Below are 1,410 nucleotides of genomic sequence, written 5' to 3'. Positions count from 1 at the left end.
GGCCTTGCGCAGGCCCGGCACGTCGCCACGCATGGTGGCTTCGCGCAGCTTGTTGCGGCCGAGGCCGAACTTGCTGTAGACGCCACGCGGGCGGCCGGACAGTTCGCAACGGTTGCGGTGGCGGCTCGGCGACGAATCGCGCGGCAGCTTCTGCAACTTGACGACAGCGTCGGCCTTTTCGTCGTACGAAGCGGTCGTGCTGGAGATGATCTTCTTCAGCTCTTCACGCTTACCAGCGAACTTGACGGCCAGCTTGGCGCGCTTCAGATCGCGGTTGACCATGGAGGTCTTTGCCATATCGGATTCCTCGACGTATCAGTTACGGAACGGGAACTTGAACGCTGCAAGCAGCGCCTTCGCTTCCGCATCGGTCTTGGCGGTGGTGGTGATGGCGATATCCATGCCGCGGATCGCGTCGACAGCGTCGAAGTCGATTTCCGGGAAGATGATCTGTTCCTTCACACCCATGTTGAAGTTGCCACGACCGTCGAAGGAACGACCCGAGACACCACGGAAGTCGCGCACGCGCGGCAGCGAGATGTTGATCAGGCGATCCATGAACTCATACATCTTTTCACGACGCAGCGTGGTCTTGCAGCCGATCGGCCAACCATCGCGGATCTTGAACGAGGCCACCGAGACGCGGGACTTGGTCACGATCGGCTTCTGACCGGAGACCTTGGCCATGTCGGCGACGGCGTTTTCCAGGATCTTCTTGTTCGTGGCTGCTTCACCGACACCCATGTTCAGGGTGACCTTGACCAGCTTCGGAACCTGCATCGGATTGGTGTAGCCGAACTGCTTCATCAGCGCCGGCACCACTTCTTCCTTGTAGAACTTTTCGAGACGGGTATTCATCAGCGCATCCTCAGGCGTCGAGCGCCTCACCGCTGGAGCGGAACACACGCAGTTTGCGTCCATCCTCCAGCACTTTGAAACCAACGCGTTCGCCTTTGCCCGAAGCCGGGTTCAGCACATTCACGTTGGAGATATGGATCGACGCTTCACGCTCGACCACGCCGCCGGCAACGCCTGCCTGCGGGTTCGGCTTGGTGTGGCGCTTGACGATGTTCACGTTGGCGACGATCACACGATCGCCGTCGACGCGGACGATTTCGCCCTGCTTGCCCTTGTCCTTGCCGGTGTTGACGACGACCTGGTCGCCCTTCTTGATACGGTTAGCCATGATTATCTCCTGTCGCTCACAGCACTTCGGGAGCGAGCGAGACGATCTTCATGAACTTCTCGGTACGAAGTTCACGAGTCACCGGTCCGAAGATGCGGGTGCCGATCGGCTCTTGCTTGTTGTTGAGCAGGACCGCAGCGTTGGCGTCGAAACGGATCAGCGAACCGTCGGCGCGACGCACACCCTTGCGGGTACGCACCACGACGGCGTCGAACACTTCACCC

General features: G+C 60.1%; 4 protein-coding genes. All 4 read right to left on the bottom strand.

Annotated elements, in window-relative coordinates; genetic code table 11:
* Nucleotides 1–297: 30S ribosomal protein S14 (gene rpsN / locus AC1DQP_RS20480; RefSeq protein ID WP_478052429.1), on the bottom strand; the 297-nt coding region annotated here is incomplete at its 3' end.
* A gap of 18 nt (nucleotides 298–315) precedes the next feature.
* Entirely contained in the window at nucleotides 316–858 is a 543-nt protein-coding gene (gene rplE / locus AC1DQP_RS20475; protein ID WP_176990876.1) for a 50S ribosomal protein L5, read from the bottom strand.
* Between the two features lie 10 nt (nucleotides 859–868).
* Nucleotides 869–1,186, bottom strand: a complete 318-nt coding sequence (gene rplX, locus AC1DQP_RS20470; RefSeq protein WP_228886387.1) for a 50S ribosomal protein L24 — start codon at nucleotides 1,184–1,186, stop codon at nucleotides 869–871.
* A gap of 16 nt (nucleotides 1,187–1,202) precedes the next feature.
* A partial coding sequence (locus tag AC1DQP_RS20465; protein ID WP_478052428.1) for an uL14 family ribosomal protein occupies nucleotides 1,203–1,410 on the bottom strand: 208 nt, incomplete at its 5' end.

This window comes from Stenotrophomonas sp. P5_A8 (genome assembly GCF_056400545.1).
Note: the sequence above shows the minus strand (reverse complement) of the source record. Positions and strands in the feature narration are given on the sequence as shown.